Annotated in this window: 21 protein-coding genes; 9 read left to right on the top strand and 12 right to left on the bottom strand. The window is 39.8% G+C overall.

What is annotated here, in order from left to right:
* Positions 1-121 precede the first annotated feature (121 nt).
* From G457_RS0109150 to G457_RS0109100, 11 genes are all read right to left on the bottom strand, one after another.
* Positions 122-2,527: a 3-hydroxyacyl-CoA dehydrogenase/enoyl-CoA hydratase family protein gene (locus tag G457_RS0109150; RefSeq protein WP_026946209.1), complete on the bottom strand. Its 2,406-nt coding sequence runs from the start codon at positions 2,525-2,527 to the stop codon at positions 122-124.
* Between the two features lie 27 nt (positions 2,528-2,554).
* Complete coding sequence (locus G457_RS0109145; protein WP_024284217.1) at positions 2,555-3,016, bottom strand: MarR family winged helix-turn-helix transcriptional regulator; 462 nt, start codon at positions 3,014-3,016, stop codon at positions 2,555-2,557.
* Between the two features lie 272 nt (positions 3,017-3,288).
* The gene (locus G457_RS0109140) at positions 3,289-5,034 is read right to left on the bottom strand and encodes an AMP-dependent synthetase/ligase (RefSeq protein ID WP_026946208.1); all 1,746 of its coding nucleotides are present in this window, start codon (positions 5,032-5,034) and stop codon (positions 3,289-3,291) included.
* A 474-nt stretch (positions 5,035-5,508) separates the two neighbouring features.
* The gene (locus G457_RS21275) at positions 5,509-7,167 is read right to left on the bottom strand and encodes an Ig-like domain-containing domain (protein ID WP_051260773.1); all 1,659 of its coding nucleotides are present in this window, start codon (positions 7,165-7,167) and stop codon (positions 5,509-5,511) included.
* The gene (locus G457_RS0109130; RefSeq protein ID WP_026946207.1) at positions 7,164-8,057 is read right to left on the bottom strand and encodes a class I SAM-dependent methyltransferase; all 894 of its coding nucleotides are present in this window, start codon (positions 8,055-8,057) and stop codon (positions 7,164-7,166) included. Before G457_RS0109130 ends, G457_RS21275 begins: the two co-directional genes overlap by 4 nt.
* A gap of 1 nt (position 8,058) precedes the next feature.
* Positions 8,059-9,924 carry a tRNA uridine-5-carboxymethylaminomethyl(34) synthesis enzyme MnmG gene (mnmG, locus tag G457_RS0109125; protein WP_026946206.1) on the bottom strand — a complete coding sequence of 622 codons (1,866 nt, stop codon included), beginning with the start codon at positions 9,922-9,924 and terminating at the stop codon, positions 8,059-8,061.
* Positions 9,925-9,963: 39 nt separating this feature from the next.
* Positions 9,964-10,413: an rRNA maturation RNase YbeY gene (ybeY, locus tag G457_RS21270; protein ID WP_035483557.1), complete on the bottom strand. Its 450-nt coding sequence runs from the start codon at positions 10,411-10,413 to the stop codon at positions 9,964-9,966.
* A 1-nt stretch (position 10,414) separates the two neighbouring features.
* Entirely contained in the window at positions 10,415-10,816 is a 402-nt protein-coding gene (locus G457_RS0109115) for an ATP-binding protein (protein ID WP_024284210.1), read from the bottom strand.
* 31 nt (positions 10,817-10,847) lie between these two features.
* Complete coding sequence (locus G457_RS0109110) at positions 10,848-11,615, bottom strand: exodeoxyribonuclease III (RefSeq protein WP_026946205.1); 768 nt, start codon at positions 11,613-11,615, stop codon at positions 10,848-10,850.
* A 1-nt stretch (position 11,616) separates the two neighbouring features.
* Positions 11,617-11,979, bottom strand: coding sequence for a hypothetical protein (locus tag G457_RS0109105; RefSeq protein WP_024284208.1), 363 nt, complete (start codon positions 11,977-11,979; stop codon positions 11,617-11,619).
* A gap of 6 nt (positions 11,980-11,985) precedes the next feature.
* On the bottom strand, positions 11,986-12,327 hold the full coding sequence (locus tag G457_RS0109100) for a carboxymuconolactone decarboxylase family protein (protein WP_026946204.1): 342 nt from the start codon (positions 12,325-12,327) through the stop codon (positions 11,986-11,988).
* Between the two features lie 310 nt (positions 12,328-12,637).
* Between G457_RS0109100 and G457_RS23125 the strand changes: the two genes are divergently transcribed.
* The 7 genes from G457_RS23125 to G457_RS0109065 are packed head-to-tail and all read left to right on the top strand — an operon-like array spanning position 12,638 to position 17,308.
* Complete coding sequence (locus tag G457_RS23125) at positions 12,638-13,105, top strand: ComF family protein (RefSeq protein WP_322786336.1); 468 nt, start codon at positions 12,638-12,640, stop codon at positions 13,103-13,105.
* Between the two features lie 3 nt (positions 13,106-13,108).
* Entirely contained in the window at positions 13,109-13,633 is a 525-nt protein-coding gene (locus G457_RS0109090) for a YfiT family bacillithiol transferase (RefSeq protein WP_026946202.1), read from the top strand.
* A 12-nt stretch (positions 13,634-13,645) separates the two neighbouring features.
* A complete protein-coding gene (locus G457_RS0109085; protein ID WP_026946201.1) occupies positions 13,646-14,404 on the top strand; it encodes an SDR family NAD(P)-dependent oxidoreductase in 759 nt (252 codons plus the stop codon).
* 8 nt (positions 14,405-14,412) lie between these two features.
* On the top strand, positions 14,413-15,837 hold the full coding sequence (locus G457_RS0109080) for a pyridoxal phosphate-dependent decarboxylase family protein (RefSeq protein ID WP_026946200.1): 1,425 nt from the start codon (positions 14,413-14,415) through the stop codon (positions 15,835-15,837).
* A 3-nt stretch (positions 15,838-15,840) separates the two neighbouring features.
* Entirely contained in the window at positions 15,841-16,419 is a 579-nt protein-coding gene (locus tag G457_RS0109075) for a hypothetical protein (protein ID WP_026946199.1), read from the top strand.
* A gap of 8 nt (positions 16,420-16,427) precedes the next feature.
* Positions 16,428-16,880 carry a PaaI family thioesterase gene (locus G457_RS0109070; RefSeq protein WP_035483554.1) on the top strand — a complete coding sequence of 151 codons (453 nt, stop codon included), beginning with the start codon at positions 16,428-16,430 and terminating at the stop codon, positions 16,878-16,880.
* A 23-nt stretch (positions 16,881-16,903) separates the two neighbouring features.
* Positions 16,904-17,308: a hypothetical protein gene (locus G457_RS0109065; protein ID WP_026946197.1), complete on the top strand. Its 405-nt coding sequence runs from the start codon at positions 16,904-16,906 to the stop codon at positions 17,306-17,308.
* Here the strand turns inward: G457_RS0109065 and G457_RS0109060 are convergent.
* Positions 17,298-17,837: an RNA methyltransferase gene (locus G457_RS0109060; protein WP_026946196.1), complete on the bottom strand. Its 540-nt coding sequence runs from the start codon at positions 17,835-17,837 to the stop codon at positions 17,298-17,300. The genes G457_RS0109065 and G457_RS0109060 overlap by 11 nt on opposite strands.
* 78 nt (positions 17,838-17,915) lie before the next feature.
* Here G457_RS0109060 and mutS point away from each other — a divergent pair, with 78 nt between their 5' ends.
* Together mutS and G457_RS0109050 are read left to right on the top strand one after the other, a co-directional pair.
* Complete coding sequence (gene mutS, locus G457_RS0109055) at positions 17,916-20,519, top strand: DNA mismatch repair protein MutS (RefSeq protein WP_026946195.1); 2,604 nt, start codon at positions 17,916-17,918, stop codon at positions 20,517-20,519.
* Positions 20,520-20,567: 48 nt separating this feature from the next.
* On the top strand, positions 20,568-21,365 hold the full coding sequence (locus tag G457_RS0109050; protein ID WP_026946194.1) for a LuxR C-terminal-related transcriptional regulator: 798 nt from the start codon (positions 20,568-20,570) through the stop codon (positions 21,363-21,365).
* Positions 21,366-21,487 lie beyond the last annotated feature (122 nt).

The following is a 21,487-nucleotide window of genomic DNA, read 5'->3' as shown; positions in this document are numbered from 1 at the left end:
CAAGAGGTTAGAATCAAGTATCAAAATTTAGACTCCAATGAGTTTTTAAGCCAAATGATCATTCTTTGAAGTTATAAATGATCAGTTTCCAATGTCTTGATACTACTAACTTGATACTTCATTAATTTCTAAGTGGTTTTCCCTTAAATAGAATACTATGTATCCTTTCCAGCGTCTTCGGTTCGGCTGTTAGACTCAAGAATGCCTCACGCTCCAAATCCAATAAGTATTGCTCAGAAACCTCTGTGGGAGAGGATAGGTCTCCACCAGACATGACCCAAGCTAGCTTTCTGGCGATTTTTGCATCGTGCTCAGAAATATATTTTCCGTAAATCATTCCTGTGATTCCCGCTTCAAATAGCGCTAAGGAAGTTTTTCCTAAGACCTTGATGTTCGTCTGCTCAAGCGGTTGAGTATATCCTGCATCAGAAAGTGCCAGTACCTTCTCTTTTGCTTCAGCTAACTGTCGCTTTCGGTTTAAGGTGATTCCATCTTGCGGACGCAAATAGCCTAGGCCTCTTGCCTCTTCGGCAGAAGTCGAAACTTTGGCCATGGCGATATTCATGAAGTATTCCTGTAGCTGATTAAGCTCCACATCACCAGCTACCACACCATTTGCAAATCGACGGGTCATTTCCTTGGTACCGCCGCCGGCTGGAATCAATCCAACACCAACTTCCACAAGACCCATGTACAACTCTGCATGCGCTTGAATATGATCTGCGTGTAAGGACAGTTCACAACCGCCTCCCAATGCCATATTATGTGGAGCTACGACTACCGGAACTGATGAATATCTTGCTCGCATCATCGTTTTCTGAAACTGTGCAATCATCAAGTTAATCTCATCGTAATCTTGATCTCCAGCAAACATGAATAGCATAGCCAAATTTGCTCCTGCTGAGAAGTTTGCTCCTTCATTTCCTATGACTAGGCCTTTGTAAGACTTTTCTGCCATGGAAATGGCTGTGTTGATACCTTCTATGACTTCTGCTCCCATGGAGTTCATCTTGGTATGGAATTCCAAACCAATGACATCATCTCCCATATCGTAAATAGAAGCTCCTGCATTGCCCCAGACTTTCTTGTCTGCTGCTTTGAGTGTATCTAGAATGATGAAATCATCCATTCCTGGTATTTCTACATAGGACTTGGATGGGATATCGTAGTATTTCTTTTTACCTCCCTCTACTTTGTAGAATGACTCATGACCCGCTTCGAGCATTTCATGAACCCAAGCTGCAGCTTTTTCACCTGCCGCTTCCATTTTTTCTACTGTCTCTATTACTCCTAAAATATCCCAGGTCTCAAATGGTCCCAGCTCCCAACCGAAGCCTGCACAAACGGCCTGATCGATGCGATACAATTCATCGGCGATTTCCGGAATACGATGGGAGACATATTTGAATAGGTCATAAAAAGAAACCCGATAGAATTCTCCGGCCTTGTCATCAAAGTTGACCAAGAACTTGATTCGCTTCTTGAGATCATCTATCTCTTTGGATGCTTCAAGTGCTTTGAATTTTGGCTTTTCTACATCTTTGTATTCAAAAGTGTTGAAATCAAGTTCTTTGAGCTCTTTTCTACCGTCTTTGTGACGGATCATTTTGAAATAGCCTTGCCCGGTTTTATCACCAAACCATTTGTTTTCATAAAGAACCTCAACAATTTTTGGCAGTTTGAATTTCTCCCGGGATTCATCATGAGGTAAAGCCTTATAAAGATTGTTGGCAACATTGACTGTAGTATCCAGACCAACCACATCCATGGTTCGGAAGGTGGCAGATTTTGCTCTACCAATGACGGTGCCGGTCAGTTTATCAACTTCAGATACGCCTAATCCCATTTTTTCGATAGCATGCATGCCTGAAATGATAGCGTATACACCGACACGATTGGCAATAAATGCTGGAGTATCCTTACAAAGAACCGTTTCTTTACCCAAGAAGCGATCTCCATAATCCATCAGAAAATCAATGATTTCGGGTTTTGTCTTAGGACCGGGAATGATTTCAAGAAGCTTAAGGTATCGAGGTGGGTTAAAAAAGTGTGTACCTGCAAAGTTTACTTGGAAATCTTCTGATCTTCCTTCACACATCATGTGCATAGGAATCCCTGAAGTATTGGACGTAATCAAGGTACCTGGCTTTCGATACTTTTCGACCTTTTCAAACAATTGCTGCTTGATATCCAATCGCTCTACCACTACTTCGATTATCCAATCTACATCTTTGATTTTAGGAAGATCATCATCAAAGTTTCCTGTAGAAATCCTGCTTACCAAGCTCTTTTTATAAATAGGTGAAGGCTTGGATTTCATAGTATTTTGAAGAGCTGTATTCACAATTCGGTTACGAACTGCCGGATGCTCTTTCGTTAGCCCTTTTTTCTGTTCCTCTTCTGTGAGTTCAAATGGTACGATATCCAACAAAAGCACTTCAACGCCAATATTGGCGAAATGGCATGCTATCCTGGAACCCATCACTCCGGAACCTAAAACGGCAACTTTTTTAATGGTTTTGTTCATTTTTTTGGGTTTTTGGTAGTCTGAGGTTTATAATTCAAATATGGGTTTGTTGACAGCCGATCCACTGAATTGATCAATGACAAGTTGGAGCTTTTCAAAAACCTGAAAGAAGTTTTGCAAATCTTCCTCGGGAATTACCTCCCGGACTTGTTCATTAAATTCTTTGATCGTCTGTACCGAAATTTCCTTTTTTCTTCTTCCTTCTTCAGTAAGAAAAATCCGAACGGAACGCTTATCAGAAGGGTCCTGCTTCTTAAAAATCAATCCCTTCTCCTCCATGGTTTTAAGCATTCGGGTGAGACTTCTGGTCTCCAATCCTATCATGGGAGCAATCTTGGTAGCAGGAGTTCCTTCCTTGGAATTAATGTTGATCAGCACAAATCCTATTGCCGTAGTGAATCCTTCGGCAGCTGCCTGCTGATTGTACATCCTTGATATGGCATGCCAAGCACTCTTAATGTGATAGTCTACTGTTTCTTCTCGCTTCATTTACAAGTATTCGCCTGAATTTAGAGAAGCTCAATTTAGAAATATTTTGTATGCATGCATACTATTTTGATAAAAAAGTTATGCATGCATCACAAATTTTTAATTGATAAACGGGGTATTAGTAAAATATTATTTATTAAAAATTCATTAATAAAGTATTAAACAAAATATTCTATAAAAAAGGCTTCAATTTCAGAATTTAATTCTGAGATGAAGCCTAAGGTTAAATTTTGATGAAAAATCGAATTTTTGATTTGAATCAAATGCTTTTACTAAGCATATATTTCCGCAATCTCATTTTGGAATTTTTCATGGATGACTTTCCGCTTCAATTTCATGGTTGGCGTTAGCTCCCCACTATCCACGCCCCAAGGCTGTGAAAGCAGTTTGAATTTTTTGATTTGCTCCCATTTACCATAATATTTATTGAAGCTATCAACTTCACGCTGATACTTTTCGATGATGTCCTGTCGGGCAATCATTTCTTCATCAGTCGTGTACGGGATTTCTTTATGCTTGCAGTATTCCCGAAGTCCGTCATAACTAGGGACGATCAAAGCTGCGGGGAATTTTTGACCATCTCCGACTACAATTAACTGCTCGATTAAAGTAGACTCTTTAAATTTATTTTCCATCGGTTGAGGAGCAATATATTTTCCACCCGATGTTTTGAACATCTCCTTCTTGCGGTCAGTAATCCGTAGGAAATCTCCGTCAAGTTCACCGATGTCTCCTGTATGAAACCAACCGTCTTTTAGTACATCTGCGGTCATCTCAGGTTCGCGGTAATAACCTTGCATGACATTGGGTCCCTTAACCAAGATTTCTCCATCCTGAGCGATTTTTACTTCCACATCTTTTACAATCTTTCCGACCCAGCCTATTCGTACTTTTTCTGGATCAGTAAGTGTCGCTGTCACTACTGGAGATGTTTCTGTCAGACCATATCCTTCACATACTTTGATCCCGGCAGCCCAAAACACTCTAGCCAGTCGTGGTTGTAAAGCAGAGGCGCCAGAATTGATTTGCATAATATTACCACCAAGGGCTTCTCTCCATTTCGAGAAAATCAGCTTATTGGCCAACTTTAATTGGGTATTATACCAGCCACCCATGTCTTTTGCCGGATCATATTTAAGACCAAGATTAAGTGCCCAGAAAAACAGCTGCTTTTTTATTCCTGTTAGCTCATAACCCTTCGCCACGATTTTATCATAGACTTTTTCCAATAATCTTGGAACCGTATTGAATAGATGTGGCTGTACTTCTTTTAGGTTATCACCAATTTTCTCGAGATTTTCAGCATAATAAATGGAGAAGCCCATATACATAAAACAGAAAGAGGCAGTCCTTTCAAAAATATGACAGAGTGGTAGAAAACTGAGAACTTTACCCTCTCCTGGAACGGGGCTCATAATGTTTGAGACCGATAGCAGATTTGAAAGTACATTGTGATGGGTAAGCATGACTCCTTTTGGTCTGCCTGTAGTACCTGAGGTATAGATAATGGTGAATAGATCCTCTGATTTGATTTTATCCTTTTCTGACTCCAGTTGCGCCAAATCACCATCCTCTCCCAGCTTCATCACTTCTTCCCAATGAGCAGCTCCATCCAACTTGTCGAAGGTAAAAATCTCTTGCCCTTTTGCTGCTTCTTTGGCCTTTTCAAAGATGGTCTGGTCCCCAGCAAAAATCATTTTCACTGATGCATGCCCGAAAATATAAGCGTAATCTTCGCTAGAAATAGTCGGATACATGGGGACTGAAATTGCACCAATTTGCTGTAGCGCCAAATCAATAAAATTCCACTCGGGTCTATTATCTGAAATGATGGCAACCTTATCCTCAGACTTGATTCCCTTGGCAAGAAATCCCAAACTCAGGCTATCTACTATGGATTTTAAATCTCTGGAGGAATAGGTAATCCATTGACCATCCTGTTTTCGGGAAAGAGCTACCTCTTTATTGTATTTGGAAATCTGGTAAGGAATGAGATCGAATAAGCGTTTTAGGTCCATTGGGTTATTGTTTTGTCTGAACCAATATAGGCAAAAAAATATTCCATCAGAAGAGGTTTATCCACCGCCTCTTATACTAATTGTAAAAAAGAAAAAGATTTAAAAAATTTCTTATTAATGTTATTAAGGGTGTTAATAAGTGGATAATTACTGTTTACTGATTTTTCCACTTGTTTTCCTATTTCTTCTTGATTTATAAATAGCTTTTCCCCATGTTGTTAACATGTAAATCTCTAAAAATCAGTTCTTTGTTTTATATTGCTTTTACTTGTTGATACTTGGATGTTGAAAGCATGTTATTAATCCTGCTGTTGATAAGATGATTTCTTAAAGTGGAAAGATGAGCAGTTTTGCACCGATCTTGGGATCCAATCTTTTTTCGTGAATGCTTGTATGGATAAGTAGTATTTTTCCAGTTAATGGAAGCATGTTTTCCACTTCCATTTTGCCACTTATCCACAGCGTTTTCTCTTCCTAGTATCCGGTTGGTTTGCTAGCTTTTATAATTATTCCCTCATTTGTCCATCCGCTTTTGAGAATTACTTCTCCAATTTTTCCTGTATCATTCTTGAAATAGAAGACTCTTTCGGCTAATCTATTTTTATAAAAATTAGCAGGATCCCATCGTTTATTTCCATTGCTATCTTCGATTACTCTTAATTGATAGTTTCCTGGTTGTAGATTTTGAAGAGTGAATTCATTTCCGTCTTTAATAATTTCCTCACGTACTTTTTCTCCTTTGGAGTCTAGCAATTGGAGTATAAATGGACCATTACTCCCTTCAATACTTCCTGACAATACATCTGCTAAAGTCTCTGGTTTGATCTGCCTGTAATTAGCTTTTAATGCCTCTCCATTGTAGGTGCCTGTGATATCTAGAAAGGTAGAGTCCATTGCAGTGAGGGTGAATATCTGTATAGGTAAACTATCTAATACTGGTATGTTAATGGCCAACTCGGTTCTTTTTAAACTATCTGTAAAGAAGAACATTTCCTTGTCTATCTGTATTTGATTTGTGGAATCGACGGGTATAAATAAAGAGTCAGTTTTAATCTCCAAGATAGGCTTATTGAATCTTAGGATGGCCTTTAGTGTATCTGTGAAATTTAATCCTGAATTGGCTGATATTGTTAAGTCATCTGGTCTTCGCTCATTTTTGGTAAATTTGGCCCAAATAGCCGTATCAATTTTATTTTCTACAGAGTCTTTTAATAAGAGATTGACCTGGATACTGTCTGGTATTTCTTCTGTTGAGAAAAGTTTTAAGGTGCTTTCTTCCTTTGAATAGAATATGGATTCCCCTAGTCCTTCGACTCCAATGTTATCCTCTAACGTCGATTTATTGAGAATTATATCATAGCTACCATTGGTGAAGCTTGATCTCGAAAATCTTAATTCACCTAAGTCAGCTTGTGACAAATTAAATTGAAGGCCTTCAAGATTTGTTTCTATTGTGATTGTATCCTGCAAAAAATCGTAGGCTTCTGATTTAGATTCAGCTTTGGTGGAATTGTTTGCGTCATGCCAAGCGTAAGCTCTGTACCTGTTAGCTCGTATATTCTCAATGACAAAGTTTCCTAAGCTATCTGCTCGTGTCAAGTAATAGGGTGCCGCTGTGAATAAATCTGTTGTATCATTTTCTAAATATAGACCAATGATTACATCCCGGTAGTCAAACTGTCTCTTTGGCCAATAATGGTTTACAGAACCGGAAACGGTTAGGCTGTCAATAAATGGACCTGTAGAAAACACAATCTTTAGATTTTCAGCTGGGTTGCCTTCTGATAAATCTTGGATTGAATTTTGGAAATTGAATACGTAAGTAGTGCTATCTTCTAATTCCTGATTCAACTCGATTACTACTTGATCTTTGAGAGCTGTAGTTACGATTTCATCCTTTTTGAGTCTTGGAGTTATGATGATGTTTTTGGAAGGATTGTCCAGTTTGATATATTCATCAAATTGCAGTACAATTTCCTCAGGTCTCGTGTTTAGTTCTTGAGTTTCAGGATAAGATTGAAGCAGTTTAGGTGGTTCTACATCTCTTGGTCCTCCTTGAGGTGAAGACTGTTTTGCGCATCTGCTAAGACTGATGGCAGCTAAAAAAAGTATGACAATTCTTAATTTTTTCACTTCTTCTTAAGTATGTAGAGAATGCTAGAGTAATTTCCTGATTCCTTTGCTTTCATATTTGAATCCAGTCCTGAAATAAACGACTTTGCCAAAGAGGTTAAGTTTTGATTCTCAGGATTTAAATATTTTTCAGATAACAAGGAGACATAATAGCTGTCGAAAGTCATGGGATATCTCTCGACTATTTGGAGATTAAATTTGTTCGCCAAATTATCAAAGCTTTTGGTATCAAAATGATAAAGGTGTCTTGGTACATCCCAACCTGCCCAATATTCTTTGTATTTCAATGCTTCTGGAGATTGGTGATTAGGTAGTGCTATTAATATATAACCATCTGATTTTAAGATATTTATAACATTTTTTACTGCTTTTCTTAGTCCGTGAATGTGTTCTAAGACATGGAATAATGTGATGATATCAAATTTTTTCGTTGAGGGTATATTTTCTAGTTCTTCGGCTATCTGAACCTTTAATTTCTCTTCAGCTAGCTTTCTAGCAGTTTTACTTGGTTCTATTCCGGATACCTTCCAATTTTTACTCTGAAAAAACTTAAGGAGTTCCCCGGTACCACATCCTATGTCGAGTATACTTTTATCTGTACCAAGAGAGCTGATTAGCTTATATTTTTTCTTGATATTTATTTGGCGTACCTGATTGTAAATTTTTGAGATAAAAGAATTTGAATCATCTGAATGGGAATAGTACTCATCGAACTCATAGTATTTAGCTATTGAATTTTTCCCTGGTCTTGGATTCGTAAATATAAGGTTGCATTCCTTGCAGTGACAGAGGATAAAATCTTCCTGACTTACCGCAAAATCTTTGATGGTTTGGTAATTAAGAAAATGCCCACTTTTGCAGAGTGGGCATTTATTTAGTCTCTTTAGCATTTTATCTTCCTAAGTATACAGTAAGAATAGAAAGGTCTGCGGGTGATACTCCGCTTATTCTTGAAGCTTGTCCTAAGGTAATTGGCCTAATTTTATTGAGCTTCTGTCTACCTTCTGCGGATAAAGCAGGAACCTGCAAATAATCGAATTTTTGAGGTATTTTGAAATCTTCCATATTCGATAGCTTCTCAACCATTTGCCGTTCTTTTTCGATGTAGCTATCGTACTTGATCTGGATTTCTGCTTGCTCCAGTACATCTTGGGCGAAACCTGAAAGATAGCTTTCTAAGTCCTTATCCAGCATTTTCAATTCATTAACACCTATCTGCGGTCTTTTCAAAAGCTTTTCTATTGAAATCTTCTCCCTAATTGTTGCCGTTCCTATTTCTTCAAGAATTTCATTGGAAATAGCAGGTTCCAGTTTCTTCTGTTTTAGATCGTTTATCAACCGAGCAGTTTCTTCTTTTTTGCTCTGTACTTTATCGAAGCGTTCGTGTTCTGCTAGTCCAATCTGATATCCTCTCTCCGTAAGTCTAATGTCTGCATTATCTTGCCTTAGAAGTAATCGGAACTCAGCTCTTGAAGTAAACATCCGGTAAGGTTCCTCTGTACCTTTATTGATCAAATCATCGATTAGTACTCCGATGTATGCTTCTGATCTTTGAAGGACAAAAGGGTCTTTTTCTTGAACTTTTAAGCTAGCATTAATTCCTGCGATTAATCCTTGCGATCCAGCTTCTTCATATCCCGTGGTGCCATTGATCTGACCGGCAAAGAATAGATTTTCTACTAGCTTTGTCTCAAGGGTTAGACTCAATTGGGTTGGAGGGAAAAAGTCATATTCAATGGCATATCCTGGACGGAACATCTTTGCATTTTCAAATCCAGGAATCTGCCTCATGGCTTTATATTGTACGTCCTCAGGTAATGAGGTTGAAAAGCCATTCACATAGATTTCAACAGTATTCCAGCCTTCAGGTTCCACGAAAATTTGATGTCTTTCGCGCTCTGCAAATCGATTGATTTTGTCCTCAATGGATGGGCAATATCTAGGTCCAAGGCCTTGAATTCGTCCATTAAACATGGGAGAACGATCAAAACCGGTCTCTAGGGTCTGATGAACATCTTTATTGGTATAAGTAATCCAGCAAGTTCTTTGTTCTTTTAAAGGGCTTGTTTCATCAGAATAGCTGAATTTTTCTGGATTCTCATCTCCGAATTGCACTTCCATTTTAGAGTAATCAAGACTTCGACCATCTACTCTAGGCGGTGTCCCTGTCTTCATTCTTCCGGATTCGAATCCCAATTCAACCAATTGCTCGGTGATTCCTTTTGATGTTGATTCACCTGTTCTTCCTCCTCCAAATTGCTTTTCGCCTATATGTATGATTCCATTCAGGAATGTTCCATTTGTAAGAACGACAGATTTGCCAGCTATTACTATGCCCATACCGGTTCGTACGCCAACTACTCGTCCACCTTTCACCACAATACCGGTTACCATTTCCTGCCAGAAATCTACATTTGGGTTTCTTTCTAAGGCTAATCTCCACTCTTCAGCAAAGCGCATTCGGTCATTTTGGGATCTAGGAGACCACATAGCAGGTCCTTTGGATCGATTTAGCATCCGAAATTGTATCATTGATTTGTCTGAAATTATACCAGACATACCTCCTAGTGCATCAATTTCCCGGACTATCTGTCCTTTTGCTACTCCACCCATTGCAGGATTACATGACATCTGAGCAATGGTGTTCATATTCATAGTGCATAAAAGCACCTTGGAACCCATCTTTGCGGCAGCGTGTGCTGCTTCACAGCCTGCATGGCCTGCCCCTACTACAATAACATCGTATTGATCGAACATGTGTATTTTCTTTACTGTTTCACGTGGAACATGGAAGGGTTATTTTCCTGTTTCACGTGGAACACTTAATTCTTCGAATAATTTAATTCCTTCTGATTCCTTTCTTCTCATGGCTTTTACCTCCTCTTCTTCCTTGTCTTTATAACCCATGAGGTGGAATAATCCGTGACCTATGACTCGGCTAAGTTCTTGTTGCAACTCCGATTTATGAGTCTTGGCATTTTCTCTAACTCTGTCTATGCTAATAAAGATGTCTCCTTCAATAACACTTTCCTCTTCTGAATTATCAAATGTGATGATATCAGTTAAGGTGTCATGATTTAGATATTCTAAATTGATTTTATGAAGGTATTCATCTGAGCAGAAGATGTAATTGAGTTCTACGATTTGAAAACCCTCTGAAGTGGCAAGTGAATTAAGCCAACTTTTACGCACTCTTTTTTGAGGTAAATTGAAGCTTGTGTCTTCAGTAAAGAAATGAATCGCCATTTCAATCCATATAAAAAGAAAGAATGGTTTTCTTTCCTTGGTTTTCAAATTTTACTTCATCGCTTAGATGCTTGATCAAGAAGATTCCTCTTCCCCCTGGTTTTTCAATATTTTCAGGTGCAGTTGGATCCGGAAGATTATCAATTTCAAACCCATTTCCTTCATCTTCGATGACAAAACTTAATTTGTCATCCTCTGCCATTAATTCTAAATGAACCAGTTTTTCCTTATCACTTTGATTTCCGTGTAGAATGGCGTTGCTGATACATTCTGTTACAGAAATCATGATGTTGCCATAGATGTCATCATTGATATCAAACTTTTCCCTTGCATTATCGATGAAGCTTTCAATTATCTTGATATTATCGATTAATGAGGGGATTGAAATTTTTATGGAGTTCATGATAAAATTTTGACTATAGCAACAAATAATTTTATAATTCCTTTATTTCCAAAGCGATAGGACAATGATCTGAGTGGATCACATCTTGGAGAATATTAGCACTTTTCAAACGACTTTCCATGGCTTGAGTTGCCATATGATAATCTATTCGCCATCCTAAGTTTTTGTTTCTGGCATTTGCTCGATAGCTCCACCACGAATATTGATGTGGATCCTGATTGAAATGACGGAATGTATCGATAAATCCTGATTCAGTGAATTTATCCATCCAAGCTCTTTCTTCTGGAAGGAATCCACTGGAGTTTTTATTAGACACAGGGTTGTGAATATCTATAGGCTTATGGCAGATGTTATAATCGCCGCTCAAGATCAAATTTGGATTCTCTTCTCTTAGGTCTTGCATGTAGCCAAAGATATCGTCTAGGAATTCGTATTTGAAGTCCTGACGAATATCACCGGTGGTACCAGATGGAAAGTAGGCAGATAGGAATGAGAAGTCCTCAAAATCTGCCTGTATTATTCTGCCTTCTTGATCGTACTTTTCCAGACCCATTCCATACTTCACATTTTTTGGAGTGGATTTGGAAAATATAGCCACACCAGAATAGCCTTTTTTCTCAGCTGGAAACCAATACAAATTATAGCCTAAGTCTTTGAAAACCTGGGTTTCTACTTGTTTTTCATGGGCCTTAAGTTCCTGTATACCAATGATATCCGGATTTTCTTTCGCAAGCCAATCAGCAAAGCCTTTGTTCATGGCTGCTCGGATTCCATTGACATTATAGGAGAGAATTTTCATCTTAATCTATTTGCAGTTCGTATTCTTTTTCAAAGTATTCTAATACTTGGATTTTCAACAACTTCTCCTGCTCCAACAAGTCGAAGTGTGGTAACTCTTGTTTTAAATTCCAATGAGGCCATCCATCTTGGTCTACATATTCAAGTTCGTAATAACCGGCATAGCTGAGAACTTTACAAATGGCAATGTGCATCAAGTCCTGCTTTTCTTCTTTAGAGAAATGCTTGGATCCCTTACCAAGTTCCTGTACCCCAATTAAAAACAAGACTCCATTGAGATCCTTGGGTTTCTTACCGATAGTTTCTTCCAATTCTAGCAGCAACTTTCCCCACTTTCTTTCTAAATCAAGATCTCTTTTAAACATTATAAACTATTGATTTTCAAGTGTTTCCCAATACTCTACGGCTCTTCTTAAATGCGGAATGACGATAGACCCACCGATCAAAACAGCAATAGAAAAGACCTCAAATACTTCTTTTCTCGTGACTCCGGATTCAAAGCAAGATCCCAAATGGTACTTGACGCAGTCGTCACATCGCATCACCATGGAACAAGCCAAACCAATCATTTCTTTGGTTTTGATATCTAAAGCTCCGGCTGCATAAGCATTGGTGTCGAGGTTGAAGAACCTTTTGATCACCTTATTGTCCTCAGCGAGAATCCGCTCGTTCATTTTAGCGCGGTAATCGTTGAATTCTTCCAATAAACCCATTAAATTAATGCATTAGTGTTGAATAATCTGCAAATATACAGATATCTGTATGACCCATGAACAACAGCCTTTTAATCCAAAGCGTTTATTCTTCTTCAAAGATTTTTTGGATCTGATTTTTCCGCAAAATTGTGTGTCTTGCGGAAGGAACCTTTTTGATTGGGAATTGAGTCTTTGTGGTATTTGTAAAAACAAACTACCTGTATCTAGTTACCACCTTCGACCGATAGATAATGACTTAACACAAAAACTTCAAGGTCTTTGTCCTGTCTCGCGTTGTATCTCTTTCTTGAAGTTTTCCCGAAAGGGTATGAGCCAAAAGCTACTTCATACGCTCAAATACCGAAATAAGCCGGAATTAGGCAGGGTTTTGGGAAATCTTTTTGGTAAAATTTTGATCGAAACCGACTTCGCCGGCACTTGGGATGCTATCGTGCCTGTTCCTTTGCACCCTCAAAAACTCAAGCGAAGAGGATATAATCAAAGTGAAGAGTTTGCGAAAGGAATCGCGGAAGTTTTGGCTATTTCTGTCGAAAATTGTCTGGAAAGACGCAAATGGACAGAAACTCAAACCAATAAGTCGAGAATAGAACGAATAGAGAACGTTTCTGGAGTATTTGAGATAAAAAATACCGCTCAGATACTAGGCAAAAACCTCCTTTTGGTGGATGATGTGATTACCACGGGCGCTACGCTTGCTGCTTCAGCAACTATTTTGTGGGAGAATGGAGCAAAAACAGTAGATTTGGCTACCATCGCTGCAGGCGGAGGGTACTGAAAAATGATAGACATCGAATCACTCAAATATCCCATTGGCAGGTTTTCTATGCCTGAAAAGCCGGATTTGGAAACGGCTATTTCAGAAATCACCCAATTCCCAGAATTGATTGAAGCTGCGACTGCCAAACTTTCAAAGGCTCAGTTAGATAGCCCTTACCGACCGGGCGGATGGTCCGTGAGGCAAGTGGTGCACCATTTGGCTGACAGCCATATGAATGCTTTTATCCGCTTTAAACTCACTTTGACAGAGGACACACCTACCATCAAACCCTATTTGGAAGCGTCATGGGCAAATTTGGCAGATAGCTATCTTGATATTGAATCCTCCATCATTTTGCTCAAACAAATCCATTTTAAATGGGCTGTTTTGCTTGAAACCATGAGTGCTGAGGATTTTGATCGCTGCTATTTCCATCCCGAATCTCAAAAAAAGGTTCCTCTATCGGAAGCCACTCATCTTTATGCTTGGCATGGATTACATCATTTAGCTCAAATTCAGCATTTGGCCCTTCGAGAAAACTGGTAAAATTTAAAAATCATGTACGTTTCCCTTGAAAATCAAAGAATCCTTGTCACCGGAGCTTCACGCGGTATAGGTCGTGCTATCGCAAAACAACTTTCCGACTCAGGAGCAGAAGTGATTATTCATTTTAATTCCAACAGAAAAGAAGCAGAAAGTTTACAGGCTGAATTGAAAAACCCTTCTCATTTGGAGCCTTGTGATTTAGCAGATACTAATCAGGTAATGGGTTTTATCCCCAAATTGGTAGAAAAATATGGCCCAATTTCCGCTTTGGTCAATAATGCTGGGATATCCCCTTCAGCACCCGATTCTTTGGAGACGGATGAATGGCTGAAAGTTTGGGAAAAAACCATGGCGGTCAATGCCACTGCAGTGGGCATTTTGTGTAAGGAGTTTATCGATCAGGCAAAAGCACAGGAAAATGGTCGAATCGTGATGATTTCTTCCCGGGCAGCCTTTCGGGGAGACACGACGGATTATTTGGCCTATGCCGCCTCCAAAGGGGCCTTGGTCAGCCTGAACCGATCGATTGCTAGACATTATGGCAAACAAGGCATCAAGGCATTTTTGATAGCTCCCGGATTCACCAAAACAGACATGGCAAATGAGATTTTATCAGTGTATGGGGAAGACTTTGCTCTAAAAGATATTGCGCTTAAAGAACTTGCCAGGCCTGAAGACATGGCGCCGATGGTGACTTTGCTTTGCTCCGGTCTTGCAGATCATGCAACAGGCACGTCAATAGACATCAATTCGGGCTCCTATGTGAGATAGATTGAAAAATGGATAAACAAGAATTTAGAAAATATGCCCACCAACTGGTGGATTGGATGGCGGACTACCTGGAAGAAAAGGAAAAATATCCGGTAACTCCTTTGGTTAAGCCTAAAGAGATTTATAATCAATTGCCTGCCACCGCACCTGAAAAAGGAGAAGATTTTGAGAAGATCTTTCGGGATTTTCAGGAAATCATTGTTCCTGGAATGACTCATTGGCAGCATCCGGCTTTTTTTGGATATTTCCCCGCGAATAATTCTGAGCCCTCCATTTTGGCAGAAATGCTTATGTCCACTTTGGGTGCACAATGCATGTCTTGGCTCACTTCTCCTGCCGCCACAGAGCTCGAGGAGCGCGTCTGTGACTGGCTTCGGGATGCAAAAGGAATTGATTCGAAATGGAAAGGCGTCATTCACGATACCGCAAGTACGGCCACATTGAGTGCGATTTTGACTGCTCGAGAGCGAAAGTCAAATTGGGAAATCAATGAGAAGGGTTTTTCAGGTAAAGAACATTACCGAATCTATTCTTCTTCCCATGTGCATTCATCTATTGACAAGGCGATTCGAATCGCAGGTTTGGGTGTGGAAAATCTCGTCAGAATTGAAGTAGATAAGGAATTTGCGATGATGCCTGAGGCTTTGGAAGCAGCCATCCAAAAGGATATTGATGCCGGAAAAACCCCTCTCTGTGTAGTTTCTGCTCTGGGCACCACTTCCAGTACAGCGGTAGACCCGATCGGTAAAATCTCGGAAATCACTCAAAAATTTGGCATTTGGCATCACATCGACGCTGCTTTTGCAGGCACTGCTTTGCTTTTACCCGAATTTCAAAGTCTTATCAAAGGGCATGAAGCGGCGGATTCCTATGTTTTCAACCCACATAAGTGGATGTTCACCAATTTCGATTGCACTGTTTTATTCTTGAAGGATCCCAAGGACCTTGTCCAAACATTTTCTCTCACTCCTGAATACCTAAAGACCGATTTGGACAAAGAAGTCAACAATTACCGCGATTGGGGAATTCAGTTGGGTCGGAGGTTTCGTGCTTTGAAACTGTGGTTTGTGATCCGAAGCTATGGCCTAAATGGAATTCGAGAAAAGCTGCGTCATCACCTGATGCTTACCCAAAAAGCGTCACAATGGATCGAAGAAACCAAGGGTTTGGAAATACTTGCTCCCGTAAAGTTTAATACTATTTGCTTTCGACAAAAACTGGATTCGGCTGATCAGAATGCTGAAAATCAATTTAATGAAAAATGGATGGGAGCTGTAAATGAAACAGGGAAGGCATTTTTTTCCCACACCAAACTGAATGGAAAATATGTAATTCGATGGGTCATCGGGCAAACCGACGTCACGGAGAAACATATCGAATCAGCCTGGGTTTTATTACTTGAAACACGCCAAAAGCTACTTCAAGAAATCTAAAACATGCCTTCCAAAGATCCCATTCTTACTCCGGAGCTTCTAAAAATCATAAAAATCTTCGGTGCGGCTTCTATCCTTTTGGTGGTGGTTTTTTCTTTTTTTGACTCTTATCGTGCTAATAACTCTGGAGAGGACAGAACTTTCCGGATGACCTCAGCTTCTCGGCTTTATTTCCTCAATCTAAAAGCTATCAATTATGATCGCGAGAATCGAAGTGATGCGGGAATGGTGCTATATAGGCATAATGGATTTGGATTAGATAGTGAAGAGGCTACCTTGATATTGGTCCTCATTTTAAACAGTCAGAAGGATGAAAGTTATCTCTATTTAGAGCCAAAGAACATAGATTGGCCTATTCGATTGTCTTTTGAGGACAATGGGCAAATAAAGCTGTTGAATTTTGAAAATGGAAATAAGTTTGATCACTTGGAGCAGGTTACTCAGCTCCAAAAACTCTTAGAAGAGGAGGTAAAACTGTTTTTACTAGACGAAGATCAAAAAATACCCCTTTGGGGCTCCGAATCTGAAAAAGACGCTGTCAAATCTACTTTTGAAGACTATTTTCGGATTATCGAAAACTAAATCAAATTATGACCTCACCACAACTTGAGTTTTTTAAATCACAAATTGGTAAAACCCTCGACCAAACTCCCTCTGCAGCTGGTAATTGGTTGTCGGGCACATTATTGGAAATCGAGCCGGGTTTCGTCAAAGTATCTTATACCATCCGACCTGACATGTGCAATCCAGCCAAAATCCTTCATGGCGGGATCGCTTCCTTGATGATGGATGATGTCATCGGGATGGCAAACTTTGTCTCCGAATCCGAAGTCCTGATGACAAGCATCAATTTGAATGTTGACTTTTTGTCCTCGGCCAAGCTTGGAGAAAAAGTTGAGGTTTCCGCAAAATTAGTTCGCTCAGGATCAAACCTAAATCATTGGGAATCCGTAATTCGAAAAGAGTCCGGTAAGGTGGTAGCTAAAGCGAGCTCCAACATGATCAAAACTCATATCAAAATTAAAGAAATCCTAAACAAATAATCTACACAATTTAATTTTACACAATGAAAAAAACTTTTTTAATTCTCGTTTTTAGCCTATTTTCTAGTCTAGTCTTTTCTCAAGTTACAGTTTCTTATCATCATGGAACCTTGCCTTTTATTGGGATCAATAATCAATTTGGAGAGCGATTTGTACCGGAATTTCGATTAGGCACCAATGATTTTTTGACCGATTTTGACGTGGAGCTAGTCGCGAACCTCCTGATTATGAAAGAAGAGAATGTAGAAGTTTATGGTGGCTTTGGAGGAAGAGTTGGTGATATTGATGGACTAGTTATTCCTATTGGTGTAAATGCCTTTCCTTTTGCGCGAAAGGATTTCGGCTTTCATTTTGAATTAGCTCCCATCGTCGGTGATTTTGATTATTTGAGAGGCACTTTTGGAATCCGCTATCGATTTATTGATTGAATTGCCTGAGTTTAACCATCAAATCCCAAAGTGCTATTCCAAGTGTGACTGAGATATTCAAGGAGTGCTTGGTGCCAAGTTGGGGTATTTCAAGTACTTGATCACATTCTTTTAGTACATCGTCTTCCACTCCAAAGACTTCATTTCCGAAAATCAGGGCATATTTTCCATTTCGGTCAGGCTCAAATTCATTGAGGTATGTGGACTGATCAACCTGCTCAAAAGCAAAGATTTGATATCCTTCAGCTTTGACTTTGTGTATGGCTTGAAGGGTATTGAGGCAATATTCCCACTCAACGGATTCTGTGGCTCCGAGCGCAGTTTTTTGAATATCCCGATGAGGTGGCTTTCCGGTAATTCCGCAAAGGTAGATTTTCTCAACTCTAAAAGCATCTCCGGTTCGGAATGCCGAACCCACATTATTGAGGCTTCGAATATTATCCAATACCAGACAGATTGGTGATTTCTTCGTCTCTTTGTATTCCTCAACCGACAGCCGATCGAGTTCTTCCATACTTAATTTCTTCATCTTTTTTGATCTACCTTGCTTATGGATTATTTTCAGCTTTATTTCAATCCCCAAATTTAACAGAATTCACCAGCAGGTATGAGTAAGTCCAAAGATGGTAAGGAAACACCCTTGATGAAGCAGTATAATGCGATCAAAGCAAAGCATCCCGGAGCCTTGCTGCTTTTTCGGGTGGGGGACTTTTATGAAACCTTTGGTGAAGATGCGGTTACGGCTAGCAAGGTACTGGATATAGTCCTGACCAAGCGTGCCAATGGGGCGGCTTCACATATAGAGCTTGCTGGCTTCCCCCATCATTCTTTGGATAACTACCTCCCAAAGCTGGTGCGAGCAGGAAATCGCGTTGCCATTTGTGATCAGCTTGAAGACCCCAAGTCAGTCAAGGGCATTGTGAAAAGAGGGGTCACCGAACTGGTAACTCCAGGGCTTTCCTATAATGACCAAGTTCTTGACACGCGGAAGAATAATTATTTGGCCTCTATTCATTTTGGAAAGGAAAAGCATGGGCTGGCTTTCTTGGATGTTTCTACCGGTGAATTTATGTGCGCAGAAGGAAGTAGTTCCTATGTGGAAAAACTCCTCCAAAGCTTTGCTCCTTCGGAGATTATTTTTTCTAAAACGGCAAGAAATCAAGCTTCTGATCTTTTCAAAAACGATTTTATCACCTTTCACTGTGAGGACTGGGTTTTCCAATATGACTTTGCATATGAAAAGCTGAAAAATCATTTTGGTACAGCAAACCTGAAAGGCTTTGGTATCGAAGAGCTTGAAATGGGAACAGTGGCCGCAGGAGCTGTTTTGCATTACCTCGAGGAAACTGAGCATAAGGAAATCCAACACATCTCTGCTATTTCAAGAATTGCGGAGGAAAAATACGTTTGGCTGGACAAGTTTACCATCCGTAACCTTGAATTGGTTTTTCCACAGCATGAGGGAGGCGTTCCTTTGATTCAGGTTTTGGATCAGACAGTCACTCCGATGGGTTCACGCATGATGAAGAAGTGGATGGTTCTGCCTTTGAAAGAAAAGGCTCCTATCGAAGAACGCCAAAATGTGGTCGATTTTTTTGTCCAAAACCCCCATTTGATTGAAGAGATCATCGGTCAACTTAAAATGATCGGGGACTTGGAGCGATTGATTTCCAAGGTGGTAGTTGGTCGAGCGAACCCTCGGGAAATGAATCAAATCAAACGGGCACTCAAAGCAACTTTACCCGTAAAGGAGCTTTTGAAATCCCAAAAAAATGCGACGCTCAAGCGTTTGGCAGATCAGATTTATCCTTGCGATTACCTCTTGGAAAAAATCGACAAGGAACTTCAGGAAGATGCCCCTATGCTCATTCATCAAGGAGGAGTCATCAAAGACGGCGTAGATAATGAATTGGACGAATATCGAAATCTAGCCACCAAGGGAAAGGATTTTCTGGTCCAAATCCAGCAGCGTGAAATTCAGAATACTGGGATCACTTCGCTGAAAATCGCTTTCAATAAGGTTTTTGGATATTATCTTGAAGTTACTCATGCTCATAAGGATAAAGTACCTCAGGAGTGGATCCGAAAGCAGACCCTCGTAAATGCGGAGCGTTATATCACTCCGGAACTTAAAGAGTACGAAGAAAAAATCCTTAATGCTGAGGAGCGGATGATTGCTTTGGAGCAAAAGTACTTCACTTTGCTTGTGGAAGAGGCTGCTCAATTTGTAACGCAAATACAGCAGAATGCAAGAGTAATCGGGACACTGGATGCCTTGCTTTCATTTGCTCAGGTGGCATTGACCAATAATTACGTCAAGCCAAAAATTGCTGATACGGATACGCTGGAAATCAAGGATGGTCGACATCCAGTAATCGAAAGACAGCTTCCTCCTGGAGAGGATTATATCCCCAACGATATTTACCTTGATCACGATAGTCAGCAGATTTTGATCATTACCGGTCCAAATATGGCGGGTAAGTCGGCCTTGCTCCGTCAGGTAGCATTGGTGGTATTGATGGCTCAGATGGGAAGTTTTGTGCCGGCTTCTTTTGCGCGAATAGGAATCATAGACAAGGTTTTTACCCGCGTCGGCGCCTCTGATAATCTATCAAAGGGAGAATCGACCTTTATGGTTGAAATGACCGAAACAGCCAGTATTTTGAACAATCTTTCGGGACGCAGTCTGGTCTTGATGGATGAAATTGGAAGGGGAACTTCCACATACGATGGGATTTCCATTGCCTGGTCTATTGTCGAGTATTTACATAATCACCCGACTTTTAAGGCCAAGACGCTGTTTGCGACGCATTATCATGAGCTCAATCAGCTAACGGAAGACTTTCCGAGAATAAAAAACTTCAACGTGTCGGTGAAAGAGGTAGGAAATAAAGTGATTTTTATGCGTAAATTGAAGCCAGGAGGAAGTGAGCATAGTTTTGGTATCCATGTGGCTCAAATGGCCGGAATGCCAAATCCCATTGTCCTTAGAGCTTCTGAGATTATGGGTCATTTGGAAAAAGACAAAGCACTTCAGAAAGGCAAGGAAAATCTTAAATCAGTACCGAAAAACAACTATCAACTCAATCTTTTTGAAATGGACCCTAAGTTCAAGGAAGCAAAGGAACTCTTGGACCAAGTGGATATTAATTCCATTTCCCCAATAGAAGCTTTACTGAAACTCCATGAGGTCAAGAAAAAACTCGATTGATTTTTAATAGTTATAATTACATTAATTAAGCCGATTCATATGAAAAGTATGGATAAAGTATTTCTAAAAGACCTTAAGAAACAGGATCAGTATACCAAATTTTTTCAGAATTGGGCTGAGCAGGAGTTTAAAGCCCATCCGAATGAAAAAAGGTTGATGGAAGAGCTTGAAGCCCTCAGTAAAAATATTGGGATTCGAGAAGGTTTGGTTATTGCCTGTTTTGATTATCGAAATTTAAACCTTGCTTTTTTCACGGGTGAAGTAGAAAGAATTACAGGCTATCCTGAATCAATTTTCCGAAAGAAAGGAATGGAAGTATCCTTCACGATGCTTCATCCCGAAGACAGGGAAGAGATGTTTAAATTCCAGAAGATCGTATTTGACCAATTCCATCAATTGTCTTTAGCAGAAAGGCACACCTTTGAGTTTTCTTACACCACCAGATGGGTACATCGTACCACTAGGGAGATAAAGTGGATGATGGCGAAGGTTCGGCCGTACTTTATAGATAAGGCTGGTAACTTTGCGATGGATTTACATATCATCTTTGAGCTTCATACCCCGCCCAAGGTAAATAGTTATGATTGGACCTATTCTTATACACAGGATGATGGCACCCGGGTATTGGTGACAAAAAGTGCTCCCGAGAAAAAGAAAATTAAGCTTAGCAATAAGGAAAAGGAGGTTGTGCAATTTATATTGGATGGGCTTTCTTCTAAGCTAATAGCCGATAAATTGAATATTTCAGTCAATACTGTAGCGACCCATCGGAAGAATATCCTTAGAAAGTTAGGGGCAAAAAACGTCGGTGAAATGCTCAAAATTATTGGGTCCTACGAGTTTTAAGGAATCGGAGATTGAATTTTTCGATTTTTCAAAAAAAATTCCACTCTTGAATATTGCAAAAATCGTAAGTAGGCGTACCTTTGCATCCACAATCGGCTAATCGAAAGGGTTAGCATTCAAAA

Source organism: Algoriphagus marincola DSM 16067 (assembly GCF_000429405.1).
Lineage (GTDB): Bacteria > Bacteroidota > Bacteroidia > Cytophagales > Cyclobacteriaceae > Algoriphagus > Algoriphagus marincola.
This window is presented reverse-complemented; position numbering and strand designations above follow the sequence as displayed.